This window comes from Succiniclasticum sp., assembly GCF_056977735.1.
Genome location: NZ_DBMCWA010000006.1, coordinates 110,868 through 137,444, shown reverse-complemented (window position 1 = coordinate 137,444; position 26,577 = coordinate 110,868). Strand labels below are relative to the sequence as shown.

General features: G+C 50.2%; 24 protein-coding genes. 1 reads left to right on the top strand and 23 read right to left on the bottom strand.

Annotated elements, in window-relative coordinates:
• Window positions 1–85: 85 nt before the first annotated feature.
• The 21 genes from ACZOWY_RS05145 to ACZOWY_RS05045 all read right to left on the bottom strand — a co-directional run bounded on the left by ACZOWY_RS05145 (window position 86) and on the right by ACZOWY_RS05045 (window position 24,291).
• On the bottom strand, window positions 86–919 hold the full coding sequence (locus tag ACZOWY_RS05145) for a carboxylesterase family protein (RefSeq protein ID WP_484393502.1): 834 nt from the start codon (window positions 917–919) through the stop codon (window positions 86–88).
• Window positions 920–940: 21 nt separating this feature from the next.
• A complete protein-coding gene (locus ACZOWY_RS05140) occupies window positions 941–1,387 on the bottom strand; it encodes an amidohydrolase family protein (protein WP_484393500.1) in 447 nt (148 codons plus the stop codon).
• Between the two features lie 5 nt (window positions 1,388–1,392).
• Complete coding sequence (locus ACZOWY_RS05135) at window positions 1,393–1,707, bottom strand: hypothetical protein (RefSeq protein WP_484393498.1); 315 nt, start codon at window positions 1,705–1,707, stop codon at window positions 1,393–1,395.
• A 707-nt stretch (window positions 1,708–2,414) separates the two neighbouring features.
• On the bottom strand, window positions 2,415–5,630 hold the full coding sequence (gene carB, locus ACZOWY_RS05130) for a carbamoyl-phosphate synthase large subunit (RefSeq protein ID WP_484393496.1): 3,216 nt from the start codon (window positions 5,628–5,630) through the stop codon (window positions 2,415–2,417).
• 288 nt (window positions 5,631–5,918) lie between these two features.
• Complete coding sequence (gene ilvN, locus ACZOWY_RS05125; protein WP_484393491.1) at window positions 5,919–6,407, bottom strand: acetolactate synthase small subunit; 489 nt, start codon at window positions 6,405–6,407, stop codon at window positions 5,919–5,921.
• 1 nt (window position 6,408) lies between these two features.
• A complete protein-coding gene (gene ilvB / locus ACZOWY_RS05120; protein WP_484393488.1) occupies window positions 6,409–8,040 on the bottom strand; it encodes a biosynthetic-type acetolactate synthase large subunit in 1,632 nt (543 codons plus the stop codon).
• 208 nt (window positions 8,041–8,248) lie between these two features.
• The gene (locus ACZOWY_RS05115; RefSeq protein WP_484393485.1) at window positions 8,249–9,508 is read right to left on the bottom strand and encodes a redoxin domain-containing protein; all 1,260 of its coding nucleotides are present in this window, start codon (window positions 9,506–9,508) and stop codon (window positions 8,249–8,251) included.
• A 29-nt stretch (window positions 9,509–9,537) separates the two neighbouring features.
• Window positions 9,538–10,626 carry an MFS transporter gene (locus ACZOWY_RS05110; RefSeq protein WP_484393483.1) on the bottom strand — a complete coding sequence of 363 codons (1,089 nt, stop codon included), beginning with the start codon at window positions 10,624–10,626 and terminating at the stop codon, window positions 9,538–9,540.
• A gap of 112 nt (window positions 10,627–10,738) precedes the next feature.
• Window positions 10,739–11,263: a hypothetical protein gene (locus ACZOWY_RS05105; RefSeq protein ID WP_484393480.1), complete on the bottom strand. Its 525-nt coding sequence runs from the start codon at window positions 11,261–11,263 to the stop codon at window positions 10,739–10,741.
• A gap of 56 nt (window positions 11,264–11,319) precedes the next feature.
• Window positions 11,320–12,549, bottom strand: a complete 1,230-nt coding sequence (locus tag ACZOWY_RS05100; RefSeq protein WP_484393477.1) for an allantoate amidohydrolase — start codon at window positions 12,547–12,549, stop codon at window positions 11,320–11,322.
• A gap of 255 nt (window positions 12,550–12,804) precedes the next feature.
• Entirely contained in the window at window positions 12,805–14,103 is a 1,299-nt protein-coding gene (locus tag ACZOWY_RS05095) for an amidohydrolase (RefSeq protein ID WP_484393476.1), read from the bottom strand.
• Window positions 14,104–14,223: 120 nt separating this feature from the next.
• Window positions 14,224–15,471, bottom strand: coding sequence for a C4-dicarboxylate transporter DcuC (dcuC, locus tag ACZOWY_RS05090; protein ID WP_484393475.1), 1,248 nt, complete (start codon window positions 15,469–15,471; stop codon window positions 14,224–14,226).
• A gap of 284 nt (window positions 15,472–15,755) precedes the next feature.
• Window positions 15,756–16,163, bottom strand: a complete 408-nt coding sequence (gene panD, locus ACZOWY_RS05085; protein WP_484393472.1) for an aspartate 1-decarboxylase — start codon at window positions 16,161–16,163, stop codon at window positions 15,756–15,758.
• Between the two features lie 23 nt (window positions 16,164–16,186).
• Window positions 16,187–17,044, bottom strand: coding sequence for a pantoate--beta-alanine ligase (panC, locus tag ACZOWY_RS05080; RefSeq protein ID WP_484393471.1), 858 nt, complete (start codon window positions 17,042–17,044; stop codon window positions 16,187–16,189).
• Between the two features lie 54 nt (window positions 17,045–17,098).
• Window positions 17,099–18,106: a bile acid:sodium symporter family protein gene (locus ACZOWY_RS05075; protein ID WP_484393468.1), complete on the bottom strand. Its 1,008-nt coding sequence runs from the start codon at window positions 18,104–18,106 to the stop codon at window positions 17,099–17,101.
• 287 nt (window positions 18,107–18,393) lie between these two features.
• Window positions 18,394–19,710: a CapA family protein gene (locus ACZOWY_RS05070; RefSeq protein ID WP_484393467.1), complete on the bottom strand. Its 1,317-nt coding sequence runs from the start codon at window positions 19,708–19,710 to the stop codon at window positions 18,394–18,396.
• Between the two features lie 66 nt (window positions 19,711–19,776).
• Window positions 19,777–21,201 carry a 23S rRNA (uracil(1939)-C(5))-methyltransferase RlmD gene (gene rlmD / locus ACZOWY_RS05065; protein WP_484393466.1) on the bottom strand — a complete coding sequence of 475 codons (1,425 nt, stop codon included), beginning with the start codon at window positions 21,199–21,201 and terminating at the stop codon, window positions 19,777–19,779.
• A gap of 136 nt (window positions 21,202–21,337) precedes the next feature.
• Window positions 21,338–21,802 carry a Fur family transcriptional regulator gene (locus tag ACZOWY_RS05060; protein ID WP_484393464.1) on the bottom strand — a complete coding sequence of 155 codons (465 nt, stop codon included), beginning with the start codon at window positions 21,800–21,802 and terminating at the stop codon, window positions 21,338–21,340.
• A 159-nt stretch (window positions 21,803–21,961) separates the two neighbouring features.
• A complete protein-coding gene (locus ACZOWY_RS05055; protein ID WP_484393463.1) occupies window positions 21,962–23,197 on the bottom strand; it encodes a hypothetical protein in 1,236 nt (411 codons plus the stop codon).
• A 130-nt stretch (window positions 23,198–23,327) separates the two neighbouring features.
• Entirely contained in the window at window positions 23,328–23,975 is a 648-nt protein-coding gene (fsa, locus tag ACZOWY_RS05050; RefSeq protein WP_484393461.1) for a fructose-6-phosphate aldolase, read from the bottom strand.
• 100 nt (window positions 23,976–24,075) lie between these two features.
• The gene (locus ACZOWY_RS05045) at window positions 24,076–24,291 is read right to left on the bottom strand and encodes a TFIIB-type zinc ribbon-containing protein (protein ID WP_484393458.1); all 216 of its coding nucleotides are present in this window, start codon (window positions 24,289–24,291) and stop codon (window positions 24,076–24,078) included.
• Between the two features lie 176 nt (window positions 24,292–24,467).
• Between ACZOWY_RS05045 and ACZOWY_RS05040 the strand changes: the two genes are divergently transcribed.
• A complete protein-coding gene (locus ACZOWY_RS05040) occupies window positions 24,468–24,782 on the top strand; it encodes a hypothetical protein (RefSeq protein ID WP_484393456.1) in 315 nt (104 codons plus the stop codon).
• A gap of 116 nt (window positions 24,783–24,898) precedes the next feature.
• Here the strand turns inward: ACZOWY_RS05040 and uraA are convergent, their stop codons facing one another.
• Window positions 24,899–26,146, bottom strand: coding sequence for a uracil permease (gene uraA / locus ACZOWY_RS05035; protein ID WP_484393454.1), 1,248 nt, complete (start codon window positions 26,144–26,146; stop codon window positions 24,899–24,901).
• Window positions 26,147–26,211: 65 nt separating this feature from the next.
• On the bottom strand, window positions 26,212–26,565 hold the full coding sequence (gene sepF, locus ACZOWY_RS05030) for a cell division protein SepF (RefSeq protein WP_484393451.1): 354 nt from the start codon (window positions 26,563–26,565) through the stop codon (window positions 26,212–26,214).
• Window positions 26,566–26,577 lie beyond the last annotated feature (12 nt).

Here is a 26,577-nt window from a genome sequence, read left to right as displayed (position 1 = left end):
GCCGACATCTCGTACCACACAAAAATATCGGCTGCTTTATACCATTAAGTATGGCACAATTCAGCCGATGATGAAATCCGGTATTTTATTTTGCGCTTACCATGGTCTTGCAGCCGGTGTACTCCAGCAGCGCCTTAGTTTTGCCCTGCGCTGCTTCGCAGTCGACCGGGAAGGCCAGGGTGGTCGAGCCGCTCTGGGCGATGACCTTCTGGAAATACCGGTTCGCCTCCTTCATGACCGGCAGAATGGAGACAGAGCCGCCGCCAGCGCTTTGCCCGAAGATGGTCACGTTGTCAGGGTCGCCGCCGAAAGCGGCGATGTTCTCGTGCACCCACCTGAGCGCCATAGCCTGGTCGAGCAGGCCGTTGCAGGGCGCCGTCTTAAAGTTTTCGCCGCCGGGCACCGACGAGAAGTCCATGAAGCCGTACATGTTCAGGCGGTAGTTGATGTTCACCATGACGATGTCACTTTGCTTTTGGACGAGGTTGGCTCCGCTGTAGGATATCTCCGAGCCCGAGCCGGTGACGTAAGCCCCGCCGTGGATCCAGACCATCACCGGCTTCTTCTCGGTCTTGTCGTCAGTGTTGACCCAGATGTTCAGGTAGAGGCAGTCCTCGGAGCTCAGCTTCTGCACACAATCCGGATAGGCTTGTGCGCCGAAAGCACACTTTCCGTAGTACCTGGCCTCGAAGACCCGGTCGCTTTCGTCCACGTACTCCGGAGCCTTGAATCGGCGCTCGCCCACGGGCGGCTTCGCGTAGGGTATGCCAAGCCACGAAGCGACCCCGTTCTCCTCGGTTCCGACGAAGGCGCCGTTTAAGCACTTTACGGCAAGGGCTTCGTCGTAGTCTCCCGTGATTTCACTGTTCAAGTACTCGTACGGCTCGTAAATCATCAGATCCTTGAATTCCCTTTTCATATCTCGAACTCCTTTCTTTCCCTATAATGTAAAATACTTTGTCAGCGGGCAGGTACGCTCCCGGCCCGCGATGCCGTAACCGCCCGCGTTATTACCTGCGCCGGACTGGCGCACATAGGTCTGAGCCTGCTCCGACAGGAAGCCCGTCGGAGTACCATCTGCACCCATCTCAATCACGCCACCCTTGATCTCTTTTTTGAGCACGGTGCCGTCTTCCTTCATGATGCCCGCCTGCACCAGCATCCGAGTGTTTGTTATGGCCTTGTGGCACTCATCGTCCAAAAAGTAGACGGGAAGGTCGCTGCAGACCGCATCAATTTCCTGGCGGGTGGGTATATGTGACTTGAAGCTTTCGAGATTCCACCCTTGGTCAAAGACAACTGCGGAGCCGCTCTCCCTTGCCTTCCGGACTGTAGCGGGAAGGATCTCCGTCATGAACTTATGGGCGTCATCTTCCATCCCCACCATGGCGCCTAGGTTGAGAGGGCGTAGCCCAGCATATAATGCGCGTGACCGTTACCGCAACCGGGCATCACAAGCCCCTTGCCGGTATAGTCCAGCACCTCAGTCCTGCCTTTTTGAACAAACGCTTTGGCTCCTTTCCTGTCACCGACATAGACATACTTTCCGTCCTTCACGGCAAATGCTTCCGCAATCCGATTGTCTTCGGAAGTAAAAATCTTGCCGTAGACCACGAGGTCGGCGACGGTCTTTTCGTTAGCGCCGACAAGCGTGCACGTTCCGAGAATGGCGCAAATCATGACAATACACGAAAGTATCCTCATCATTTGTACATAAATGGCTTTCTTCATCGCATTTCCCCTTTCTTTGCGGTCGGTTAAGCTTTATAATCCGATATTTATGTTTCTCTTGGCATTGATTGTAGGGTTACGCCTGCGCGGCGTACTTTTGTTGGCCGGCAACAGGAATCATAAGCGCATCCGTCGCTTGCCTGGTAGTAAGATTCATAGTTTTCATCAAATTTCGAATAGAGTCGATCCGTTCCGGCGAGAGCAGATTCAGCCGGTAGTCCGGCACAAAGGAATGCAGCCGCTCATCCGTATCGCATCCCTTTTAGATATTTTACCATGTTCCCCTGCCATTGCAAAGTTTTTATGCGGCGGAACCGAAAATCAACGGGGGGTCCAGAGTGTCACCCCCTGTTTTGCGAAGGGCTTCTTGCTTTTGCCGCTTTGGATGGTTAAACTAAAGGATACAATATCCGTAAGTTGCGCAACCGTATACAGGAAGAGCGGATAAACCAGCGTTTTTTACGAAAAGCAGGCAAAGAACAAGCTTGCTGAAAAAAAATGTAAAAAAAAGCCGTGAGGCGTATTAAAGTGCGCCTAAAAACAGATAGCGGGGTTACAGGCTATTTTTTCTGATAGTCTGTAATCCCGCTTTGTTGCGCAAAAGAAAAGGGCCGAACAAAATTCAGCACAAAACTTCATTTTGTTACAGCCCCTCTTACTGTTTCCATCTTGTTTTAACTTGTTTATTGAATCAGCGCATGCCATTCCTGCAGGGAAAGCACCTCGCTGTTTCCGTGCTTGTTCATCTGGTTGATGCCTTCGGCCGCCGCCTTGGCAGCCACCATAGTCGTGATATAGGTGACCCGGTGCTTGATGGCTCCCTTGCGCAGGTAGCTGTCGTCATGGGCCGCCGTCTTGCCGGCCGGCGTATTCACGATCAGCTGAATCTTGCCGTTAATGATCCAGTCCTCAATGTTGGGCTGACCTTCATAGATCTTGTTGACCCGTTCTACCGGAATCCCGGCGTCTTCGATCAGCTTCGCCGTACCGGCCGTAGCAATGATCTTGAAGCCGTCTTCATAAAACGCGCGGGCCACATCCACTGCTTCGTCCTTGTCCCCGTCGCTGATGGACAGCAGCACGGTTCCCTGTAACGGCAGTATCGCCTTGGCGCCTTCCTGCGCCTTAAAGTACGCTTCGCCTACCGTTTCCGCCAGGCCCAGCACTTCACCGGTAGACCGCATCTCCGGTCCCAGAATCGGATCGACTTCCGGGAACATGTTGAAGGGGAATACGGCTTCTTTTACGCCGTAATACGGAATATGCTTCTCTTTCAGCCCCGGCACCGGCGACGGACGTCCGGTCAGGGAACCGGTAATGATATCGGTAGCCAGGGGCACCATGCGGATGCCGCAGACCTTGGACACCAGCGGCACGGTACGGGAAGCTCTGGGATTCGCTTCCAGCACATACACCTTACCGTCCTCGATAGCATACTGCATGTTCATCAGACCGACTACGTTCATTTCTACCGCAATTTTACGGGTGTACTCTTTAATCGTATTCAGGTTCTCTTCGGAAATCTGACGGCTGGGCAGGATGCAGGCGCTGTCGCCCGAATGGATACCGGCCAGTTCGATGTGTTCCATTACTGCCGGGACAAATGCGTCTGTTCCATCCGAAATGGCATCCGCTTCACACTCCAGCGCATTATGCAGGAAGCGGTCGATGAGGATCGGGCGGTCCGGCGTTACGCCGATGGCCGCCGCCATGTAGTCTTTCATCTGCTCGTCATCGTGGACCACTTCCATTCCCCGGCCGCCCAGTACGAAGGACGGACGTACCATGACAGGATAGCCGATATTATGTGCCAGTTCAATGGCCTGCTCCACCGTGCTGGCCATACCGGATTCCGCCATGGGGATGCCCAGCTTGTCCATGACCTTGCGGAACTGGTCCCGGTCTTCCGCCAGGTCGATGACTTCCGGCGTGGTACCTAAAATATTCACGCCTTCTTCTTTCAGTTTGGCCGCCAGGTTCAGGGGGGTCTGCCCGCCGAACTGGGCGATGACGCCTACCGGTTTTTCCTTATGGTAAATGCTTAAAACATCTTCCAGCGTCAGGGGCTCAAAATACAGTTTATCGGAGGTATCGTAGTCAGTGGATACCGTTTCCGGGTTGCAGTTGACGATAATCGTTTCAAATCCCAGTTTCTTCAGGGACATGGCCGCATGGACGCAGCAGTAGTCGAACTCGATGCCTTGCCCAATGCGGTTGGGACCGCCGCCCAGGATCATGATCTTCTTCTTATCGGTAACCGGATTGTTATCCGGCGCGTTGTAAGTGGAATAGAAGTATGCGCTGTCCTGCGTGCCGCTGACATGGACGCCGTCCCAGGCCTCCACTACCCCGGCCTTTTCACGGGCATGGCGGATATCATCTTCGGAAACAGCAAGGATCTCACTGAGGTATTTATCGGAGAAGCCGTCCTTCTTGGCCTGCGCCAGGGCTTCCGCCGGCGGCACTGTACCTTTGTACTGCAACAGGGCTTCTTCCTCTTCCACCAGTTCCTTCATCTGCTCTACGAAGTAATGTTTCACCCAGGTGATGTCGAAGATCTCATCTACCGTGGCGCCTTTGCGCAGGGCTTCATACATCTGGAAGTAACGCTCGGAAGAAGGTGTGCGCAGCAATGTCAGCAGTTCCTCCTTCGAAAGCTGGTCAAAGTTTTTCACGTGGCCCAGTCCGTAACGTCCCTTTTCCAGAGAACGGATGGCTTTCTGGAAGGCTTCTTTATAATTTTTGCCTATGCTCATGACTTCGCCGACAGCCCGCATCTGGGTACCCAGCTTGTCATCGACGCCTTTGAATTTTTCAAATGCCCAGCGGGCAAATTTCACAACAATATAATCTCCGTCGGGCACGTACTTGTCCAGGGTGCCGTACTTGCCGCAGGGCAGGTCTTTCAGGGTGAGCCCGCTTGCCAGTTTGGCAGATACCAGCGCAATGGGGAAACCGGTAGCCTTGGATGCCAGGGCGGAAGACCGGGAGGTACGGGGATTGATCTCAATGACAATGATACGGCCGTCTTTCGGATTCCGGGCAAACTGTACGTTGGTGCCGCCGATGACGCCGATATGTTCCACGATTTTATATGCCTGACGCTGCAGTTCCTGCTGCACATCTTCCGGAATGGTCAGCATGGGCGCGGTGCAGAAGGAATCGCCCGTATGCACGCCTACCGGATCCACGTTTTCGATGAAGCAGACAGTGATCATGTTGTTGTCCTTGTCACGCACTACTTCCAGTTCCAGTTCTTCCCAGCCCAGGATGGATTCTTCTACCAGCACCTGGCCAATGATACTGGCCTGCAGACCTCTGGCACAGACCGTTTTCAGTTCTTCTTTGTTATAAACCAGACCGCCGCCGGCGCCGCCCATGGTATAGGCCGGGCGCAGCACTACGGGATACCCTAATTCATCCGCAATGGCCAGAGCTTCTTCCACACTGTAGGAAACCTCACTGCGGGCCATGCCGATGCCCAGCTTGTTCATGGTTTCCTTGAACTCGATGCGGTCTTCGCCCCGTTCGATGGCGTCCACCTGCACACCGATGACTTTTACGCCGTATTTGTCCAACACACCGGCTTTGTACAGCTCAGCGCACAGATTCAGGCCGGACTGTCCGCCTAAGTTCGGCAGCAGCGCGTCCGGACGTTCTTTCGCGATAATCTGTTCCACCCGCTCCACATTCAACGGTTCGATATAGGTTTTATCCGCCATTTCCGGATCTGTCATAATGGTGGCCGGATTGGAATTCACCAACACGATCTCATAGCCCAGGCTCCGCAGTGCCTTGCACGCCTGGGTGCCGGAATAGTCAAACTCGCAGGCCTGGCCGATTACGATCGGGCCGGAGCCGATGATCATTACTTTATGGATGTCTGTTCTCTGTGCCATACTTCTCTCCCCTGTACATATAATCAGCCGTATAAGAGCCTGCCTATACAGCCGTAAAAAAACATGCCTGAATAAAAACCGTATTTCCTATTTTTATTCTAATGGATATTTTACCATACTTCGCTACAAAAAATACAGAGCAAGCTGATTTTTTTTTAAGGAACCACTGATTAAGCCAATTGAAAATGAATACCACATGACCGGAATTCTTTCTGCAAAATCCGGCGCGCCTCTGCTACAGCAAAAAGTGCGGCAAAACTGTCAGCCGCACTTTTCCATTTCACTATATTATTTTAGCCCTTCTTTGCATTTGGTCAGGGCTACCGTCCCTGAACGGGTAATTTCTACAATTTTAATGTGGTTGATATTTTCCAGGAATATCTGGGCACGTTCTGGTGTATCACAGATCTGGATGGTCATCATGTTGTTGCCCATATCAATAATAGAAGCATTCATGACGGAACAGTTATCAATAATGTCCCGCCGGTTATCCCGGGTGTATTTCACTTTGATCAGCATCAGTTCCCGGCAGACCGCTTCCTGTTCATCAAATGTTTTGACTTTAATTACGTCAATCTTCTTATTCAGCTGTTTTTCAATCTGCTCCTGGGTGTGATCATCCCCAGTACTCACAATCGTCATGTTGGAGATAGCGTTATCTTCCGTTTCGCCAACTGCCAGGGAGTCAATGTTGAAGCAGCGTCTCCAGAACAGACCGGAAACCTTACAGAGCACACCAGACTGGTTTTTTACTAATACATTATAAATTCGTTTCATGTCAGGCCACCTCGTTCGGATCTACATCGCACTGGAGTAATACAGATTCATCGTTTTCCAGGAACGCCTGGATGGTTTCAGCCATCTTCGCTTCTTCGTTCAGGTACAGGAATTTCATCCCGTACGCCGCGGCGATGGACTCCAGTTCCGGACTTCCGGTCAGGTCGATGACGGAGAATCTGTCTTTGTACGTGAAATGCTGGTACTGGCGTACCAGGCCCAGTACATTGTTACGTATCACCGCAATCTTCACCGGCACATTATACTGCCGCATGGTTCCCAGTTCCATCATACACATCTGGAAGGCGCCGTCACCGCAGACAGCCACGACCTGACGGGACGGGTCGGCCAGTTTGGCGCCCATGGCCGCCGGTACGGAATACCCCATGCATCCCATGCCGCCTGTAGTAAAGAAACGTCCTTCCCGGATGATGCAGTTAGCGCAGGACCAGAGCTGGTTCTGGCCAACATCTGCCACATAAACTGCATTTTTCTGCATGGCGTCCGACAATGCATGGATAAAATGCGTGGGATCCACGGTGCCCGGCGTGATTACCAGATCTGCCTTAGCCTTTTTGGCTTCTTCCGCTTCTTTCCGGTAACCTGCCAGACAGTCCAGCCATTCCCGGGTTGCCGGGCGGATATCTTCTTTGTCCAGTTCCATGAACACATTCTTCAGATCGCCTACCAGCGGAATGGTCGGCCCTGCATTCTTCCCAATCTCTGCCGGGTCCACGTCGATATGTACCAGAATCTTATTGGTACTGATCTCATCCGGACGGGCAATGGAACGGTCCGCCACCCGGGCGCCGGCCATCAGGATCATATCGGCCTGGTTCATGGCCCGGTTCCCATAGGCTTGCCCGTTGTTGCCTACCATACCAAAAAACATGGGGTGCTCTGTAGGCATGGTCCCCAGACCCATCATAGTAGAAACAACAGGTATCTGATGCCTTTCCGCAAAGGTACGGATCACATCCGCCGCACCGCTTAAATGGGCTCCGCCGCCGGTGCAGATCAGGGGGCGTTTCGCCTTTTTCAACTCCCGCACCACTTTGTCTATCTGTTTGGCATTCCCTTTCACCGTCGGTTTATAAGACGACATGGAAATAGTTTCCGGGTATTCCAGTTTGCTGATCTTCTGATTTTGAATATCAATGGGAAAATCGATCAGGACCGGTCCCTTCCGTCCGGTACTGGCAATGTAAAACGCTTCTTTCACAATATGGGGTACATCTTCCGCATTGCGGACAATGTAGCTGTATTTTACAAACGATTCGCAGGCGCCGGAAATATCCGCCTCCTGAAACACATCGCTGCCCATCAGCCGGCTGTCTACCTGACCTGTGATCACCACCAGCGGAATGCTGTCCGCATACGCAGTGGCAATGCCGGTAATTACATTGGTAGCGCCGGGACCGCTGGTAACTGCTACCACGCCAACCTTTCCCGTCAGACGGGCATAGCCGCTGGCCGCATGAGCCGCATGCTGCTCATGACGCACCAGAACTGTTTTTATCTTTGAATTCAGAATACTGTTGTAAAATGGACAGATCGCTACCCCGGGATAGCCAAATACATACTCTGTGTTTTCCATTTCCAGACACTTTACAATTGCGTCCGCTCCGTTCATGTTTTTCCCTCACTTTAATCCAAATTATCTTATGCCGGCGGCATATTTAAATTATGATAGCATAATTTAAAAATTATTGCACGAAAGCTTTACGATTTTTATAATTTTTTTAATATTTATATTAAATCTGTATCAAATATTATACTTTTATTAAACACAATACGCTAATCAGAGCTCCTTGCGCCGTGGAGACGGGTTCAGATTGTCATTATTTCGCAGTCCGGAGCGCCTGTTGGATTATCTTTTCAAGATTTTCTGCTGAAAGAGCTCCCTGAACCCGGCCGATCACATTTCCCCTGCGGTCGATCAGGTATGTGGTAGGGATGGCCCGGATACCGTACGCTTCGAACAGCTTGCCCCCCTCGTCCATCAAAACAGGATAGGTATAGCCGTTTTTCTCCATAAACGCTTTGACGCCGACCTTATCCGTTTCGCTGCCCAGCTCCGGCGCAGCCACGCCTAACACAATCACCGCATCCCTGCCTTCCTGCGACGAGCGTTCATACAGTTTCTGAATATCCGGCATTTCGGCCCGGCAGGGCGGACACCAGGTCGCCCAGAAATTCAGGAAGACGATTTTGCCTTTATAGCCGGCCAGGCTATGGGTTTTTCCGTATTGATCCTTTAAGGTAAATGGAATGGCAGCAATTGCATTTTGGGTTTGCTTCTCACGTTGCCCGGCGCTTTTGCTTAGTTTATCATCAGGTTGCGCATTCTGCGTTTGCTGCGTGTTTTGCGTTGCGTTTTGCTGCGGCGCGGCAATGCCGGTGCCGGCCAGTTTTCCGGCGAACAGCAGCAGACCCAGCGCAATCATCAGGACGCTGCCCGCTTTCATCGTAAACGCCATAATGCCTTTATGTTTTTTCACCAGCTTCATGACGGTTTCCGAAAACAGTCCTAACAAAAGAAACGGTATCACAAATCCCAGCGTGTAAAACATAATCATCACCATTCCTTTCTCCGGTTCCGCCGCCGCCAAAATTAAAACGCTGCTGAGCATGGGGCCCACGCAGGGTGTCCAGGCAAAACTGAAAACAAAGCCGAAAGCAAATGCCATAACAGGAGACGTTGCCATTGTTTCAAAACGGAACGGCAGTCTCCGCTCCCTGGCCAGAAACCCCCACTCCCCCAGCAGTCCTGACTGGTACAGGCCGAACAGGATCATGAGGATCCCGCCAACGCGCATGATCAGCTTCTGGTGTTTGAGCAAAGCGCTGCCCGCTGCGGAAGCGCCCATGCCCAGCAGGAAGAACGCCGCGCTGATTCCCAATATAAAAAAAAATGTATTTATCATGACCCTGCCGCGGTCAAAGCGCAGGGATCCGTCCGCGTTCCGCTCCGCCGTACCACCGGACAGATACCCGAAATATACCGGCAGCAGCGGCAGCACGCAGGGTGAAAAGAAACTGAAGAGTCCCTGCAGGAAAACGGCAATTGCCGAAATGTCAGGAGATAAAACAGAATTCATGAAAAACCTCTATTGGTATTCCGGTCACTTCAACGATCCGGTATTTTCACACTTTTCTGAAGCAGCCAGCCCGCCGCAGCCAGGCAGAGGAACTGCAACACAACCATGCCCTGGGGCGGAATGGAAAAACCTTTATAAAAAACACCGGGCAACAAACAGCCTGCCGCCAGGCCGAACATCATCCCCGGATACCGGGGGTTGCACCAGTGTACCAACCGTAATGTCAACGGCATGGTCATGTTAAATGCCAAAACCAGCATCACTGCGGCAACCAGACCGGACAGCTGCAACGATGCAAAGCTTAACAGGAAAATAAAAAGGATGGTCTTCGAATACCCTACCCTGTCACAGATGATGCCGCCCAGGGCTTTTCCCGCTGCAAAAACGCAGGGAAAGAGCATCACATACGGACTGGCTGCGCCTCCGCTGCCGAACCCCCGCAATACAATACAGCCCAACAACAGAACAAGACAAATGCCGCTAAGCCATTGCAGCGAAACATTTGGTAAATTCCTGTCCGGCGTTTCAGGCGGGCAAAAACTTTTTGTTTCTGTTTGTTGCGTTTTTTGAGAAAACAAAGCGTCCGGCACAGTATCTACTGATAAATCCTGAAGTACCGTTTTAACTGCAACGGTTTCCGGAATTTCTGTACGCCACAAACGCTGTGCCACCACGGCGCACAAGACGCTGCAGGCAACCAAAAACGGATACGGACCTACAATGCAATTCAATCCCAGGGCCAGCCCTACTGCGCCGCTGGAAACAAAAATACCCAGCTCTTTGTATGTCGTGTAACGCCGCAGTACCAAACTGCCTGCCGCTACATGGAACACGCTGTTGCCGATTCCCAGCAAAACTGTCTGCGCCTTGATGCCCAAAGCAGACTGCGTTCCCAGACCTAACGTCACAAGGACAAACAGGAACGCGTACCGTATCCAGTTTTTCTTTTTATCTAAAAAACAGCCCGTCAGCCACTGGGTGCCGAAAGCAATGGCGTTATACAGTCCGAAATAATAGACTATGGGAGCCAGCGACGGTTCCTGCACGGCATAAGCCGCCATGACCGCCGCACAGATACCGTCCACCAGAAAATGCAATGCCGTAAAGATTGCTAACAAACTCTGCCTCGCTTACATATCGTTGAAAAAAAGATAAAAGTTTCGAAAAACACATTTCTGAAAATATTCAACAACTACTTTTACGATTTATGAAATACAAAAGCCTTGATCATCAATTCAGTATCTGCTTCCCGTCGACCGTTGTCAATTCATAAACCCGATCCAGTGTTTCAATCCTTTCGTCCGCTCCATACACCTTGGGACCATAGCGGGTTTCCACAAAACGATACATGCGGAACTCCACAGCCATCAGGAATTTCACATTCTCTTTTTTCGGAAGCGGGATTAAAAATTCCCGGCTGTCTGATTCCTGCTTTACGTCAGAAACGGAAAACCATCCTGCCTTCTCCAGCAATTTCAAATCCGTGGTTCCCTCTTCCTCCACATACACTTTGTAACCCCACTCGCAGGGTCCGGGCAAGGTTACTTGCAGCCGGAAGACTCTGTCCTTACCTTCAACTTTGGTCAGGGTGAAATCCGGTTCGCACATTCTGTACACCCGTGTAACCGGATTCGGCTGAGGGCGGGGCGGTTTCCGGTACGGATTTCCCGGATCGATTACATCTGCATGAACTGTGGGGAAGAAAGATAACAGTGAAAGAACGACCGTCAGTAAACTTAATAATACGGTACGCATGGTTTCCTCCTTGTTTTATCCTTTATCGCGATCCGCTGTCATGTTTAGTTACAATTCTACTGCGCTTCCCGTTTCAGAATTTCCGCCAGCACTTCGATTCCGGCGCAGATATCTTCGTTCTTTGCAAACTCTTCCGGGTTATGGCTGATGCCGCCCTTGCAGGGAATGAACAGCATCGTCGTAGGACAGACAGCCGGCATGTGCATGGCGTCGTGACCGGCGCCGCTGTTCATATGCAGGAATGATTTGTTCTGTTGTTTGCAGATGGCTTCTGACTGGGCTGCCAGTTTTTCATCTAATGCTACCGGAGTGTCTGATGTGAGCATTTCTTCCACGATTTCCACCACGTCCGCCCGGGCTGTTCCCTGGGCAGCCTGCCGGATCTCCTTCAGGGCGCGCTGTATGCTTTCCGTATTGACGCCCCGTACATCTACCCAGAGAGTAACCTTGCCAGGCACTACGTTAATCGAGCCGGGATCTACCTCTACGATACCGACAGTACCTACGGTCCCGTTTTCTTTTTCATTGATTGCCGCCGTTTCTATGGCCAGTATCATCTTGGCCGCGCTGACCAGCGCATCCTTCCGGTAACCCATTGGTGTTGCGCCGCTATGGTCGGCCATACCGGTTATATGCAGTTTGAAACGGGTAGGCGCTGCAATGTTATGCACGATACCGATCTGGTTACCGGTTTCTTCCAATACCTTTCCCTGCTCGATATGCATTTCTGCAAAACACTTGTAGACGCCTGGCTTTAAAACCGCTTTATCATATTCATCCAGGTTGCCGCCCCACTCTTTCACTGCTTCTTTAAAGGTAATATCGTCCTTGCGGCAGGCATTGGCAAATTTTTCCGGCTTCGCCTTTCCTGTAATCAGCTTGCTGCCAATGGTAGCAAAGCCAAACCGGCTGGACTCTTCCGCCCTGAATACGATAATTTCGATACTGCGCCGCAGCGTTTCGTCAGACAGCATATGCAGCGCTTCCAATGCACCCACTACGCCGCACATCCCGTCATAGGCGCCGCCATGGATGACTGTATCCAGATGGGATCCGCAGGCTACAGGCGGAATATGGGGATCCAGTCCGGGGCGGCGCAGGAACAGATTTCCCAGCACATCTTCCCTTATTTCCAAATTCAGATATTCAATTTGCTTCAGCAGCCACATCTGGGCCGCTTTGTCTGTACTGGTATAAGCCAGGCGGGTAATGCCCGCATCGGTTCTGCCAAATTTTGCCAGGCCGCCGATCAGTTCTTCCACACGTTTTTTGTTTACTGGTAACATACGCTTTCTTGTATGATGTATTTAGGGAAACGCTGATTAAATGAGTTTCCTTAGAAGCTGCCACCATACTTTTCCTTTCTTAGAATTTTATTACTTTTACAATCTTCCGTTTTGCTTCCCAATTTTGCAGGAAAGCACTTATTCTTTTTTCCCTTATCCGCATCAGGTTTTACCTTGATACGTTACTTTTATTATGACAAAAAAAGCTGTAATTGTAAACATCCTGCGATGTTGCACAATTACAGCTGATTTGCATCACGCACTGTATTTTACAGCCAGTTCCGTCAGCGTAGCCGCCGCTTTCCAGAGTACTTCCTCATCAAAATCGAAGTGACTGTTATGGTGTCCTGCCGCGATAGGTGTACCGTACATCATGTAAGCCGCTTTGCCGCCGCGCTTCTGTACCCGGTCCATAAAATACGTGCAGTCTTCACTGCCGCCCATATCCACATAGGTCAGCACATTGGCGTAACCGCATTTTTCTTTGACCAGCGCCGCAATTTCTTCCGCCAGTTCCTTATCGTAAATGCTGGCCGGCGCGCCGCCTGCCAGGGATATCTCGACCTTTACATCGTACAGATCTGCTGCAGCCTGCAACATACGACGGGCTTCTTTGACCATGAATTCATTGATCTCCGTGTTACCGCCCCGTGTCTCAATTTTCATGGAAGCAATGTCAGGAACCACGTTTCGCCCGGTCCCCGCGTTCAGCACGCCTACATTGATGCGGCTGGAGCCCTGACTGTGCCGGGAGATCGTGCTTAAGCTGATGGCTGCCTGGGCCGCTGCCAGTAAGGCGTTCTTTCCTTCCTCCGGTGCCGCTCCGGCATGGGCGGAAACACCGTGGAACACTGCATCCATCTTCGTTGTGGCCAGAAAGCCATCCGTCATGGTTACCAGCGTATCCGCCTGGGTACACTTAAAACCGATGTGCCCGCCAAACAGGTAATCCACATCGTCTACCACACCGGCATCCACCATGGCCAGCGCACCGCGAACCCCTTCTTCCGCAGGCTGGAAAATCAGTTTGATACGGCCCTGCAGTGCGTCCATATTTTCCTTTAACAGTTTGGCCGTAGCCAGACCGATGGTCACATGCCCGTCATGCCCGCAGGCATGCATCGCCTTTGCATGTGTGGAACGGAACCCTTCCGCTGCCGGACGGTGTGCCCCTCCTTTATCCTCTTCCACATCGTTGCAATCCATATCAAAGCGGAACGCAACAGTTTTACCGGGCCTGCCCGTATCCAGAATGCCTACCACGCCGGTCTTGCCGCCGGCCATTTTCTCCACCAGCACCGGGTCTGCCCCTTCGGATATGGCACGTTTCATATAGTCTTCCAGTTCCCCCGCAGAAGGCCGCCCCATCATGGACGCTTCTGCCACTACTTCGTCACCAAAATGCACTTCATAGCCTAATGCTTTCAGTTCATTAATAATCATTGATGCCGTCCGGAATTCCGTCCATCCGGTTTCCGGATGGGTATGGAGATCACGCCGTCTGGCAATCAGTTCCGGTTTTAATGCTTCTGCCTGTTTCCAAATCGTTTCCATAGTATCATTCTTTCCTTTTCTTTGAACTCTCACAGTCTGTAAGTATATGTTCCGCGTACCCGCACTGCACGGATACGCGGAAGCTTATCATAATTTTAATATAGTATATTCGTTATCGAATCAGAAAGCCAGGAACATCATACCAACGATCATAGCGAAAACCATGGGGATCGCATTGCGGCGGGTAACTTCCATGGGGCTGATGCCTGCAATACCGGCTACGATAATGGTTGCGCCGGCAATCGGGGACATGGTGCGGCCCAGGGTACCGCCCAGGGTAGCCATGGAACCCATCTGTACGATAGACATACCAAAATCGGCTGCATGAGGTGTAACCGCTTCATTAAACGCAAAGGTTGCCGCATCGCCGGAACCGGTGATCAGACCTAACAGGAACGGACCAACGGACGCACAGATCTTAACGATAGACGGATTGTTGACCATGGCAGCGATAAAGGCCTTCACCAGACCCATGGCATTCATACCGGCTACGAATACGCCTGCCGCCAGAATGATACCGATGATATCGCCGTAAGCTTTGCCCATGCCGTCGAAGAAGGACTTGGTCAGAGCCGCCGGATTGGTCCGGGTCACGATGCAGGTCAGGATGGCGCCGATGACCATGGCCTGGGCTACGCCCATCTTAAAGATAGGAACCAGACCGGTAGCGCCTAAAATCAGGATAGCGATAGGAACAACAGGCATCAGGGCGTAGAGCGGATTCACTTTAAACTCAGTATCCAGTTCCAGACCTTCCACCACATGGCCCTTGTTTTCTTTCAGGAAATAAGCAATCGCGGTTAAAACTACTGCGCCCACCAGCAGGGAGGCAATATTGGCTTTGTAATGGAATGCGATGACGTCCATTACATTCACACCGGCAATCTTAGCCACAAACGGGTTGTGGGCCAGGCCCGGATTCAGCATGGAACCGTAGGTACCGCACTTAACTGCGGCGGCTGCCATAGCCGGATGCACACCAGCGCCCATCAGGATAGGAATAAAGATCGCGCCCGCCGCTGCAGCCGTGCCGGCCGCGCTGGGCAGTGCCACGTTTACGGCATAGGTCCCGAAGATAACGCCGGGAATCAAGAGCCAGTTCACTTTTAACAACAGTTTTGCCAGGGCGTTGATCAGATGTTTATCACAACCCGTGAAACGCATGGCCAACGCAAAACCCATACTGGAGCAGGCGGAAGAAATCATGCCGCTGCCCATGCCTTTGGCGAAAGCGTCCAATGCTTTCATGGGAGCTCCCGACGCCAGGCACATGACGATACCGGCACAGACCAGCACCATCCTGGCTTCATAGCGCTTTACCAGCAGGAACAGCGCTGCCAGAACAATAAGACAACCTAAGATTAACATAAAATTACCCCCTTTGCCGTGTTAAAGAAATGCTTTAATTCCGGCCTTCCTTAAATAATCAGGCGTTTCTGCCCGAATTATTATTTTTTAGTATAACATCAGGAAACAGACTTAACAATATTTCACACAAAGGAATACTGTATACACTACTTTCTGCAACTAAACTGTAACAGATTAACAAAAAACGGAAAGGCAGGAAACCTTTCCGTTAAACTTTTAAGACAAGATACACAACTATTAAGATAAAACTATTTCAAATCAGGCAGAAAATACTTAACCCGCCATTATTTCAGGGTGCCTAACGCTTCCGCGTTTGTCTGATTTGCTTTTTCCCTCCCGATGTCAACGATAACACGGTTGTGCTCATCCACCATAACAACTTTCGGTGTATGCTGTTTTGCTTCTTCCTCATTCATAACAGCGTAGGCAATAATAATGACAACGTCACCCACCTGCGCTTTCCGTGCAGCGGCACCGTTCAGGCAAATAACACCGCTGCCGCGTTCCCCGGCAATGGTATAGGTTTCCAGCCGTTCCCCGTTATTATTGTTCACAATCTGGACTTTTTCACCGGGCAGTATGCCTGCCGCATCCAAAAGGTCCTCATCAATGGTGATGCTTCCCATATAATCCAGACGCGCCTGCGTTACAACAGCGCGGTGGATTTTTCCATGAAACATAGTATATAACATGTAATTTCCCCCTGTTTTAGTGTTTACGCTTCTGCCTGTAAAATCGTATTGTCAATCAGGCGGGTTGTGCCAAACTTAACAGCCACAGCCAGCAGATGGTCTGTTGTGATCACGTTTTCCGCAGGCGAAAGTTCGGGCAACCGATAGATTTCCACATAATCAATCTCAGCCAGGGGCTCCTTCCGGATGGTTTCCGTCACCATTGCCACCAACGCCTCACTGTTGCGCTCCCCCTTTTCAAAAGCAGCCTTTGCCTGCTGCAACGCCTGACTTAAAACTACCGCAGCTTTTCTCTCCGACGTATTCAGATACACATTGCGGCTGCTCTTCGCCAGGCCGTCCGCTTCACGCACAATCGGCATGACACGGATTTCCAGCGGAAAGAAAAGATCCTTGACCATACGTTTCAGAACCTGCGCCTGCTGTGCATCCTTCTGTCCGAAGTAGGCTTTGTCAGGCTGGGCCAGGTTAAACAATTTGCTGACCACCGTAGCTACGCCCCGGAAATGAATGGGACGGCTGCGGCCACAAAGTACCTTTGTGATCCCGCCGGTAACTTCCACCCAGGTCATATCATTGCTGGGATACATCTCAGCGGGAGAAGGCGCGAAAAGCACATCAGCCCCCATTTCCGCAGCAAGTTCGCAGTCATGATCCAGGGTTCTCGGGTAAGCATCCAGATCTTCCGTGGGACCAAACTGAGTCGGATTAACAAAATCACTGACGATTGTAAAGTCATTTTCTGCATGTGCTGCCTTAATCAGCGATGCATGCCCTTCATGCAGGGCACCCATGGTAGGAACAAGCCCGATGCTTTTCCCCGATTTTTTTACTTCTTTTACTAACGCCTGTAATTCCCTTACAGTTTTTATCAGTTTCATCTTTTTCCTCCTGTTATATCCTTTACAAAAAAATTTCCATTAGATTCTGCTTTCTTATTGCGCGGTCTGCACTTTTTCAGGGATCTGTCCTGCATAATCCTCTGATTCCTTATCAAAGCGGGGATTCAGATAATTCACATATAACCAGGCCAGGATACTGCCGGAAATGTTATGCCAGCTGCTGAAGATAGCCCCCGGGACCGCAGCGGCAGCAAGGCTGGCAAAATGCGTTTTGGCCAGACCCGCCGCAAGACCGGAATTCTGCATACCAACTTCAATGGAAAGTGCCACGCACTTTTTCCAGCTCATACCGGAAACATGGCCGATTACAAAGCCCAGCAGGCAGCCCAGCAGGTTGTGGAGCACAACTACGGCAATAATGGTTACGGAAGATGCCAGAATTGCTTCACGGCTGGCGCCCGCAAGTCCTGCGATCAGTAAAGAAATGCACAGGCAGGAAAGCGCCGGCAGGTAAGCTTTGGCTTTTTCGCACCAGACCGGGAAATAATGACGCAATGCCACTCCAAACCCTATTGGGATAATGACGATCTGGACAATGCTCCAGAACATGGCAATGGGGCTGAAATCAATCCGCTGTCCGATAATGAGATACGTAAGCAGCGGGGTCATAATCGGAGAAAGCAACGTGGAAACCGTCGTCATGGTTACGGAAAGAGCCAGGTCTCCTTTGCTGATAAACGTAATAACGTTAGACGCCGTACCGCCGGGGCAGGTACCTACCAGTACCACGCCGACTGTAAGGGCCGCATCCAGATCAAATGCACGGGCAAGCAGATATGCCAGGAACGGCATTACGGCATATTGTGCAACAGCTCCTAAAAACACATCCCGCGGGCGTTGCAGGATAAGCCGGAAATCTTTCAGTTCCATGGTGGTGCCCATGCCGAACATGATGATCCCCAGCATCATGCTGAGAAGCGAAAACCCTGCCAGTTTTCCCAGCACCCAGGTGAATGCCGGCGGACAGGTCATGCCCCCGATAAAGAATAAGATGATGACTACTCCAAAATACTTCCCGATGAGTTCACACAGCTTTTTCATTCTTCTCCTCCTTCTTTTTCCAGGAGAGCTGCATAAAAAAATGCGCATCCGGAAAGATGCGCAATACAGCCTTTTAGCGTCTCGTCCCGGTCTTGTAAGATCCAAGCGATGTATGACTTTGTCCGGAAACGTTGCGGTGTTGCTGGTAAAGCTCCACAGGATGCCTTCCATGCCGCTCCGATTCCAGAAAGATAGTAGCAGAAAGAAACGAAAAAATCAAGTGAAAAATCAATGATTTTTTAAAAATTATTTAATCTAAAAAAAACAACAGAAAAAGGAAATACAAGCTAAATTGAAATTTTGCCTTTACCGTCCGAAATTTTAATTTCTGTCCCATATTCTTTAGAAAGCTCCGCGATATCGGCGAGAATCTGTCCGCCGTATTCAGCATCCGCCAGTTCCGGACGTCCCCGCAGGCTTCTCCCGTTCTTTAAGCCCAGACTCAGGGGTTGCAGATCCACTTCCCGGATTGCGCCTTCCGTTACCGTAAAAGACGCCAGCGCCGATTCAAAGACAAAATGATCCACCGCCAGGCCCCTGGTTCCGTTGGCACTGCGGGCATCCAGCCCGTCCGCCACTGTGTTATCAGGTCCCAGATCATACAGGTCATAGAATTCTGTCGGCTGACGTTCCACGGAATCATTCTGGAAAATGAAATCACCCAGGCTGTAAAATACAGGCTTATCTTTATAAATCTCAATACCGCGCCAGATATGGGGACCGTGCCCGATATACGCGGAAGCTCCCGCATCGATGCACAACTTTGCGAAATCGCGGCAGAAGTCCGCAGGCCGATTCTTTTGCATTCCTTTCCGCTCATGGCTGTGGTGACTGACAAACACAAAGTCCGCCTGCCGTTTCGCTTCTTCGATGGAACGGACGATCCGGTCCGCATCCTTTTTGTTCATCGTGGTGATGGTGCCGGGCTTCTCGCCCCGGGCCGCAGCTTCAAAGCGGATCTTTCCGATCAGATAACCACCGGTCATGGGCTTATTGAACCCTTCCTTTTCCAGCAGCATACGGTCGGCATTCACTTCGGTCTGGTCCACGATTTTGCGAAGGGTGTCCAGTTCTTTCGGTCTGACTTTGTGGACCGTCTGGTACCGCAACACGTTGGCACCGGGCCGCCCCAGCACGTCCCTGCGCGGGTTGGATGCCATCCCCCACTCGTTCATGGTGGAAGTAACGCCTATGATTGCAACACGCCCCTGAGGCAGATCAAGATATCGTGGCTGTGCCGCCTCTTCCAGATTGATCCCGCAGCCGGCATGTACAACACCGGCAGCATCCAGATGTTTTTTGGTCGTGAGGATGCCTCCCAGATTCCAGTCGATGGTATGGTTATTGGCCCAGGTATAAAGGTTGAATCCAAGATACTGCAAATCCTGCAGCACGGCCGGGCGGGCGCAGGCCCAGGTACCGCCGCTGACAGGCGCCGGGAACACTTCAAAATCATGAAGAAGTATCTCAAAATTAGTGAAACGCACGTCAAATTGTTCCAGATAATTTTTCAGTGCTGCCAGCTTCGCGTCACGCGGAAGCCGCTGCGTGATGAAAGAATCGCCTGCCAGTACCATGGAAACTGTTTTTGAAGTCTTTTGCATGAAATCGCCTCCCCAAAAATAATAAAAAACACAGTATCTGTTTTTCGTTATTTATTATTATAAAAATCACCGTTTTACGTTGGTCAGCAACACAACTGTCTCCACATGATGCGTCCTGCTGAACATATCGCAGGGCTGCACCTTTTCAATTTTAAAACCGTGTTCATGCAGATACGCCAGATCCCTTGCCAGCGTTGCCGGGTTACAGGAAACGTACACCACCCGCTCCGGCATTACTTTCACGATTGCCGACAGCACCCGTTCCTCGCATCCTGCACGGGGCGGATCCAGAATTACCACATCCGGCCGGAGCCCGCCGGCAACAAGCTTCGGCATTTCTACCGCTGCGTCGCCTAACAGGAAATCTGCATTTTCAATATGGTTTGCCTGGGCATTCTTTTTTGCATCGCGAATAGCAGACGGGACGATTTCGATTCCCAGTGCCTGCCGGGCCTTCTGGGCCATGAACAGGGTAATGGTACCTGTACCGCAATACAGGTCTACTACGGTTTCTGTGCCTTTCAGATCCGCAAATTCCAACGCTGTATTATACAATTTTTCTGCCTGTTCGCTGTTGACCTGGAAAAATGACTGGGCAGAAATATTGAATTTCAGGGGACCGATTTTATCTTTAATCGTAACGGCTCCGGCAATCAACCGGGTCTTCTCTCCTAATATCACATTGGTACTTCTCTTATTCACGTTCTGTACCACACTTTTTACACCGGGAATCGCGGTTTTCAGCATCTTCACCAGTTCCTTAAGGTGAGGTACGTTATCCTGTGCCGTAACCAGGCAGACCATGATTTCCCCGGTGTGTACACCTACCCGGCCCATTATATGGCGGACTATGCCGGTACGTTTATCCTCGTCATACGGCGCAATCTTAAACTGTTTCATCCAAGCCCGGACAACAGAAGCGATCTCATTGTTTTTCTGTTTCTGGATACAGCAATCCGTTACGTCAATTACAGTATGGGTGTTTAAAGCAAAGCAGCCTATTTTCAGTTCACGGTTTTTCCCCGACACGGGAAACTGCATTTTGTTACGGTAATATAAAGGATGTTCAGATCCAATCGTCGGCATTACCTTAATACCGTGAAGGTGGCCAATCCGTTCCAATGCCGCTTTTACCTGTTCCCGTTTTTCCTTCAGCTCCGCCTCGTAGGAAAGATGCTGCAGCTGGCAACCGCCGCAGGATTTGTAAACCGGACAGACCGGATCCACCCTGTCTGGGGAAGCAACGAGGATTTCCTTCAGCTCCCCAATGATGAAAGACTTTTTAATAAAGGCCGCTGCTGCTCTCACCGTTTCACCCGGCAGCGCGCCCGGTACAAACACTGCAATATCCGCAAACCGTCCTACGCCTTCCCCTGTGCTTCCAAGACCTGTGATCTCAATCTCCAGTTCCTGACCTTTCAGCACAGAAAGAACAGGATGTACTTTTCCAATTTCATTTTTACTCTTGACTTTCTTACCTGTTCCGTTCATTTTCCCTCTCGTTCTGAAAACAGAAAAAGTTGCAGATGTCATTCCTGCAACTTAATCATACCTTACCTGTATTTATTTGTAAACAGACATGTTAATCCCATAATATAAAACTGTTTAAAAAGCGTTCAGAAGAAAACTATAATTTTGCGCTGATCTTATTCGGTTTCCTTCCTTCCGACTTCGCCATCTCCACTTCCCGCTTTTTCGCTTCCAGCTCTTCAATCTGGCATTCCGGACAGACTCCCTGGAACACGATATTATGGTTTTCCATACGATATCCGGTCATCTGCGCGATTTTATCGTCCAGATCCTGGAAATAATCCAGATCATCTACATTCATAAACCTGTGGCATTTCACGCACTGTACGTGATAATGCTTCGTCAGCATATGATCATATCTGTCTGCGGAACTGGGAACGGAAACGCGGTGCAGCAGCCCGCTGTCCACCAGAGAGTTCAGATTCCGGTACACAGTTCCCTTGCTGATATCCGGATAATCCAAAACAATACGGTTGTACACTTCTTCTGCCGTAGGATGGTTGCTCAATGAACGTACTGCAGAAATGACCAGCTGGCGCTGAATGGTATTTCTCTTTTGCACAGCCATTCCTCCAATCAATATTTATTACTAAAAAGACTGCTTAATAAAAACCTTTTAAAAAAATCTTTTTCAAAGCCTTTTACAACTTATCTTTCTTACTTAAGTTTATCATATTTTTTCAATTTGTAAAGGGCTGTTCTCATTTCGAAGATAAGTTAATTAAGATTTTTTACTATTTTCAAGTCTGTTCACAGTCCAAAACGCACGTATCGGAAGATTGGAGGCTCCCGGCGGAGACCAGATAAACTCCGCATCTTTGCGTTTATGATTCGGCAGATGGGTAAAAACATCATCTACTTCGTCGCCTTTGCCAAAGAACAGGTTTTTTCCCGGAATATTGACAATAGCTGCCTTCCCTTCAGAAATCATCATGCCGGCGCCATAAAATTCACCGCCCCAGGGATTAATTCCCAACTGGATGGGATGTTCGCCTGCGACGCTGTATACAAGATGATAAACAACACCGTAATTCCCATGATTCTGTGTCGTTTTTCCTGTCATACTGTCAATTCCTGTCAGATAATACGGATCGTCAGAACTTGCCATACACAACGCCTTTGCCTGATACCACTTCATCTGAACCGGCTTTTTAACGATATATGTCAGATCTGCATTCCGGTACGTTCCACGCAGCGGATGCTCGTCCATCGGCAACAGAATTCCCTCCCGGGAAAATTTATCAACGTCTTCTTCCGGGTTGCACATCATGATGACAATTTCAACAGGATGATTCGTATAAAAATCAAACATGCCTGTTAACAGCTGTTCCGGTTTAAGACGGGCGCCAGCGTGCTGCATATTACGCGCCTGTGAAAGAACTTCCAGATATTCTCCCCTGGCCAGCGTCGTCAGCGGTAAGTCCGGTACTTTCCGGTAAAAACTGTACTCCGGTATTTCGTTTTTGTTTATTCTGTTCTTCTTACTGTTTTCCCGTTTTTCTTCCATTTCGTTTTTATGTGCTTTTTTCAAAAGCTCTTTATACTCGTTAAAATACCGCGTCTGTCCTTTTCGCGCAGAAATATAATAACGTTTGTCCGGATCGCCGATCCCCCGGCATCCCCAGGTGATCGTGGCCCGCTTATCGACAGGGCGCATCAGGATGGCCAGTTTCCTGGTATTTTTTGTCCCGTTTACGTGATGGAAAAATACACGTCCTTCTCCTTCAACAACATCCTTATACAAAATGCCGTTGTCGTAAACCATCTCCGGGCTGTCAGAAAACAGCAGCGTCGGACCGCTTTGTAACACCTGTACATCCACATCCTGATACTTTTCCGGAACCTTACGGTACCCAGCTTCGGCAGACGCAGGAGAAAAAACGCCTCCCAGTATGCCGACACCTGCCAGAACAGCGGCAATACGTGACGGCAATTTAAGCAATGCAAGCCAATTCATTGTCTTTCCTTATCCTCCGCAAAAAGAAATACGGATGAACGATACGGCCGCACATCCGCATAAAAATAATCCAAAAGCACTTACTTTGTTTTTACGATCAATATTCCAGGGCATAACAATACGTGCGCTTTTACTTTTTCAGACTGTTCCGGTAATCTTCCATAAATTTTGCCAGCCCTTTATCGGTCAGCTCATGTTTGATCAGCTCACGCAGAACCTTGGTAGGTATCGTAGCAATATCCGCTCCGGCCAGCATCATCCTGTCAACATGTTCCATGTTGCGCACGCTGGCGGCAATGATTTCCGTTTTGAACTGGTAGTTGCGGAATACTTTTACCATATCCTCTACCAGCTTTGAACCGTCCTGCCCGATATCGTCCAGACGCCCGATAAAAGGGCTCACATAAGACGCGCCGGCCCGGGCGGCCAGCAATGCCTGACCCAGGCTGAACACCAGCGTAACATTTGTTTTGATCCCTTCCGCTGCCAGAATCTTGACCGCTTTCAGCCCCTCCGTGATGCAGGGGATTTTTACAACCACGTTATCCGCGATTTTCACCAGTTCCCTCGCCTCTTTTACCATTCCTTCGCAGTCCTGGCTGATTACTTCGGCGCTTACGGGTCCTGGGATCAGCGCGCAGATTTCCGGAATCACTTCCGCCTGTGTGCGCCCCGACTTGGCGATCAGCGACGGATTGGTAGTCACGCCGTACACGATTCCCATATCCGCAAATTCCCTGATTTCTTCCACGTTAGCCGTATCCATAAAAATTTTCATAGCCACGTCTCTCCTTTTATTATTTTTCACTGCAAAACGGAGGCACCTGTTCCTCTGCCACCCTGACAGAAGCCCGCAAAGCCGACCGGTTCGCGCTTCCTTAAAACAACGTCAGCTGGTCATCATCCGTTGGAAGCAGCAGATCAAGCTTCGGCTTTTTCCGGTTTTCATTGGTGACCCAGTTGCCACACTTCGGACAGTTCATCTCCATATCAGGAAGAGCCCAGGCAAGGTGTGTCCCGCATTTCGGGCAGATAAACTCCACCTGCATGCCCGGCCGTATTTTATTATCTTTCTGCCTTTCTGCTTTTTTCAAGAAAATGCCTCCCCTTTTCTTTTCAAATCTATTATACAATACTTTTGTTTCATGGTAAAATAAAAAAAACAAAATCAAAAGGGAACAAAACGTTAATGAGTTTGCGCGATGACCGGTCGTGCAGACAAACTACTCACCGGTTCCATAATACTACGTTACGAGGAGGATCATTGATTATGTTAGATTTATCCAAAGAGTTTTCCCTGTCGGGTTTTCTGGAAGAAACGGAAGAAGACGGCATCGTACTATACGTAATGGACTTTCCGGACGATGTGTATATTACCGTCACAGATGACAATGGAAGGACGCCGGTGCGCGCCAAACAGAATCTGGTACTGGCATGCTACGACGGCGACGGCCGTTACCTTTGGGGCAGCGAGTTCCGGACCTTCATGGAACTGCAAAAACTCTGTCAGAACAATCCTGCAGGCTCTCCGGAGCTGCTGAAAGCGTTAAAAGGCGCTTCCAGAACCCTGAAAGAAACGGAATAGGCTGTTCCGTCCCATCCGCAGGCGTTCATTCCCGATATTTAAAATCCGCCGGATCCGAAAATCCGGCGGATTTTTTACTGCAAATTTGCTGCAATATTTATCATCGTCAATATATTCTATTCTTCCATCAGACCCAAATGTTCGAACAGATGGAACAGCAGGCTTAACAGAATCGCTACCAGCGTAGCCAGTACCATTCCCTGTACCGTAATGGTACCGAAGGTCAGCTTGGCGCCGGAAAGGCCGACGATCATAACAACGGCCGTCATGGTCAGGTTACGGGATTTGCTGTAATCCACCTTCTGTTCTACCAGAAGACGCAGACCGGAGGCTGCAATGACGCCGAACAGCAGCATGCAGACACCGCCCATGACCGGACTCGGAATACCGTGGATCAGTTCACTTAACTTTCCGATAAAGGACAACAGGATGGCAAACACAGCTGCGCCGCCAATGACCCAGACGCTGTAGACTTTGGTGATCGCCATGACACCGATGTTTTCACCGTACGTTGTATTCGGAGTAGCACCGAACAGGCCGGATAAAATATTGGAGCAGCCGTCTGCAAACAGGGAACGGTCCAGACCGGGATCCTTCATCAAATTACGACCAACGATATTCCCTGTCACCATCAGATGCCCGATGTGTTCGGTCAGCACCACAAGCGCTGCCGGCGCGATAATCGCGATCGCATCCATGTTGAAGGTCGGCGCGGAAAACTGCGGAATGGCAAACCAGGGCGCATTGATCACCGGAGTCATATCGACCATTCCCAGGAAAAAAGCCAGAATATAGCCGCAGACAACACCGAACAGGATCGGGATAATCGCCATAAAGCCTTTAAATGCTACGGAACCGATGACGGTGACCAGCAACGTAAATACGGATACCATCACGTTATTCAACTCAATTTTATCCCCTACAAGGCCGGCCATGGAAGCCGCTGTCGGCGCCAGCTCCAGACCGATGATAGCAACAATGGCCCCCATCGCAGCCGGAGGGAAAATGAAGTCAATCCATTTCGTTCCCATCATCTTAACAATGAATGAGAACAGGACGAACAACAGACCGAATACGATGAACCCGGACTGCGCGTCTGAATAGGGATGTGTCGCCATAATCAAAAGAACCGGGGAAATAAAAGCAAAGCTGGAACCCAGGTATGAAGGAATCTTTCCTTTCGTCAGAAAGATATACAGCAACGTTCCTACTCCGTTCATGAAGAGGCAGGTGTTTGGATTTAATTTGAACAGAAACGGCACGAGCACCGTCGCGCCGAACATGGCAAACAAATGCTGCAGGCTCAGCGGAATATTCATCAGCAACGGAACACGCTCTTCAACCTGAATAACTTTATGCGACATAACGTTTCCTCCCATATCTTTTCATGAAAAACGGCTGCCTGTAAAGACAGCCGTTTGTGTTTAATTTATCTTCCCAGCCAGGAAGTTTTTTTCGGAGCCTGTTTTTCCACATCCACCCGGGACGGTGCATACATCATAATCGTATCACTGACCTTGGAAATGCTGGCATTCACAATATAACTTACACCGCACATGTAATCAAAAATGCGGTTGCGGGTTTCTTTGTCCACTTCCGCAAAATTAACCATGACCGCACAACCTTCCATCAGTTTTTCCGCATAGGAAACTGCATCTTCATAGGTATGAGGGGTACGCACCAGAATATCCAGCTGACCGGGCCGTACTACATACGGGCCGGCATACGTGTCAACAGATTCTTCATTACTAAAAAGTTTCATTGCGGAATTCTTAAAATCCATGATGCGATAGCC

What these genes read in the sequence shown, in the direction of transcription:
- ACZOWY_RS05145 (WP_484393502.1), bottom strand. Translation starts at nt 919, where the DNA reads ATGAAAAGGGAATTCAAGGATCTGATGATTTACGAGCCGTACGAGTAC.
- ACZOWY_RS05140 (WP_484393500.1), bottom strand. Translation starts at nt 1,387, where the DNA reads ATGGTGGGGATGGAAGATGACGCCCATAAGTTCATGACGGAGATCCTT.
- ACZOWY_RS05135 (WP_484393498.1), bottom strand. Translation starts at nt 1,707, where the DNA reads ATGATGAGGATACTTTCGTGTATTGTCATGATTTGCGCCATTCTCGGA.
- carB (WP_484393496.1), bottom strand. Translation starts at nt 5,630, where the DNA reads ATGGCACAGAGAACAGACATCCATAAAGTAATGATCATCGGCTCCGGC.
- ilvN (WP_484393491.1), bottom strand. Translation starts at nt 6,407, where the DNA reads ATGAAACGAATTTATAATGTATTAGTAAAAAACCAGTCTGGTGTGCTC.
- ilvB (WP_484393488.1), bottom strand. Translation starts at nt 8,040, where the DNA reads ATGAACGGAGCGGACGCAATTGTAAAGTGTCTGGAAATGGAAAACACA.
- ACZOWY_RS05115 (WP_484393485.1), bottom strand. Translation starts at nt 9,508, where the DNA reads ATGAATTCTGTTTTATCTCCTGACATTTCGGCAATTGCCGTTTTCCTG.
- ACZOWY_RS05105 (WP_484393480.1), bottom strand. Translation starts at nt 11,263, where the DNA reads ATGCGTACCGTATTATTAAGTTTACTGACGGTCGTTCTTTCACTGTTA.
- ACZOWY_RS05100 (WP_484393477.1), bottom strand. Translation starts at nt 12,549, where the DNA reads ATGTTACCAGTAAACAAAAAACGTGTGGAAGAACTGATCGGCGGCCTG.
- ACZOWY_RS05095 (WP_484393476.1), bottom strand. Translation starts at nt 14,103, where the DNA reads ATGGAAACGATTTGGAAACAGGCAGAAGCATTAAAACCGGAACTGATT.
- dcuC (WP_484393475.1), bottom strand. Translation starts at nt 15,471, where the DNA reads ATGTTAATCTTAGGTTGTCTTATTGTTCTGGCAGCGCTGTTCCTGCTG.
- panD (WP_484393472.1), bottom strand. Translation starts at nt 16,163, where the DNA reads ATGTTATATACTATGTTTCATGGAAAAATCCACCGCGCTGTTGTAACG.
- panC (WP_484393471.1), bottom strand. Translation starts at nt 17,044, where the DNA reads ATGAAACTGATAAAAACTGTAAGGGAATTACAGGCGTTAGTAAAAGAA.
- ACZOWY_RS05075 (WP_484393468.1), bottom strand. Translation starts at nt 18,106, where the DNA reads ATGAAAAAGCTGTGTGAACTCATCGGGAAGTATTTTGGAGTAGTCATC.
- ACZOWY_RS05070 (WP_484393467.1), bottom strand. Translation starts at nt 19,710, where the DNA reads ATGCAAAAGACTTCAAAAACAGTTTCCATGGTACTGGCAGGCGATTCT.
- rlmD (WP_484393466.1), bottom strand. Translation starts at nt 21,201, where the DNA reads ATGAACGGAACAGGTAAGAAAGTCAAGAGTAAAAATGAAATTGGAAAA.
- ACZOWY_RS05055 (WP_484393463.1), bottom strand. Translation starts at nt 23,197, where the DNA reads ATGAATTGGCTTGCATTGCTTAAATTGCCGTCACGTATTGCCGCTGTT.
- fsa (WP_484393461.1), bottom strand. Translation starts at nt 23,975, where the DNA reads ATGAAAATTTTTATGGATACGGCTAACGTGGAAGAAATCAGGGAATTT.
- ACZOWY_RS05040 (WP_484393456.1), top strand. Translation starts at nt 24,468, where the DNA reads ATGTTAGATTTATCCAAAGAGTTTTCCCTGTCGGGTTTTCTGGAAGAA.
- uraA (WP_484393454.1), bottom strand. Translation starts at nt 26,146, where the DNA reads ATGTCGCATAAAGTTATTCAGGTTGAAGAGCGTGTTCCGTTGCTGATG.
- sepF (WP_484393451.1), bottom strand. Translation starts at nt 26,565, where the DNA reads ATGGATTTTAAGAATTCCGCAATGAAACTTTTTAGTAATGAAGAATCT.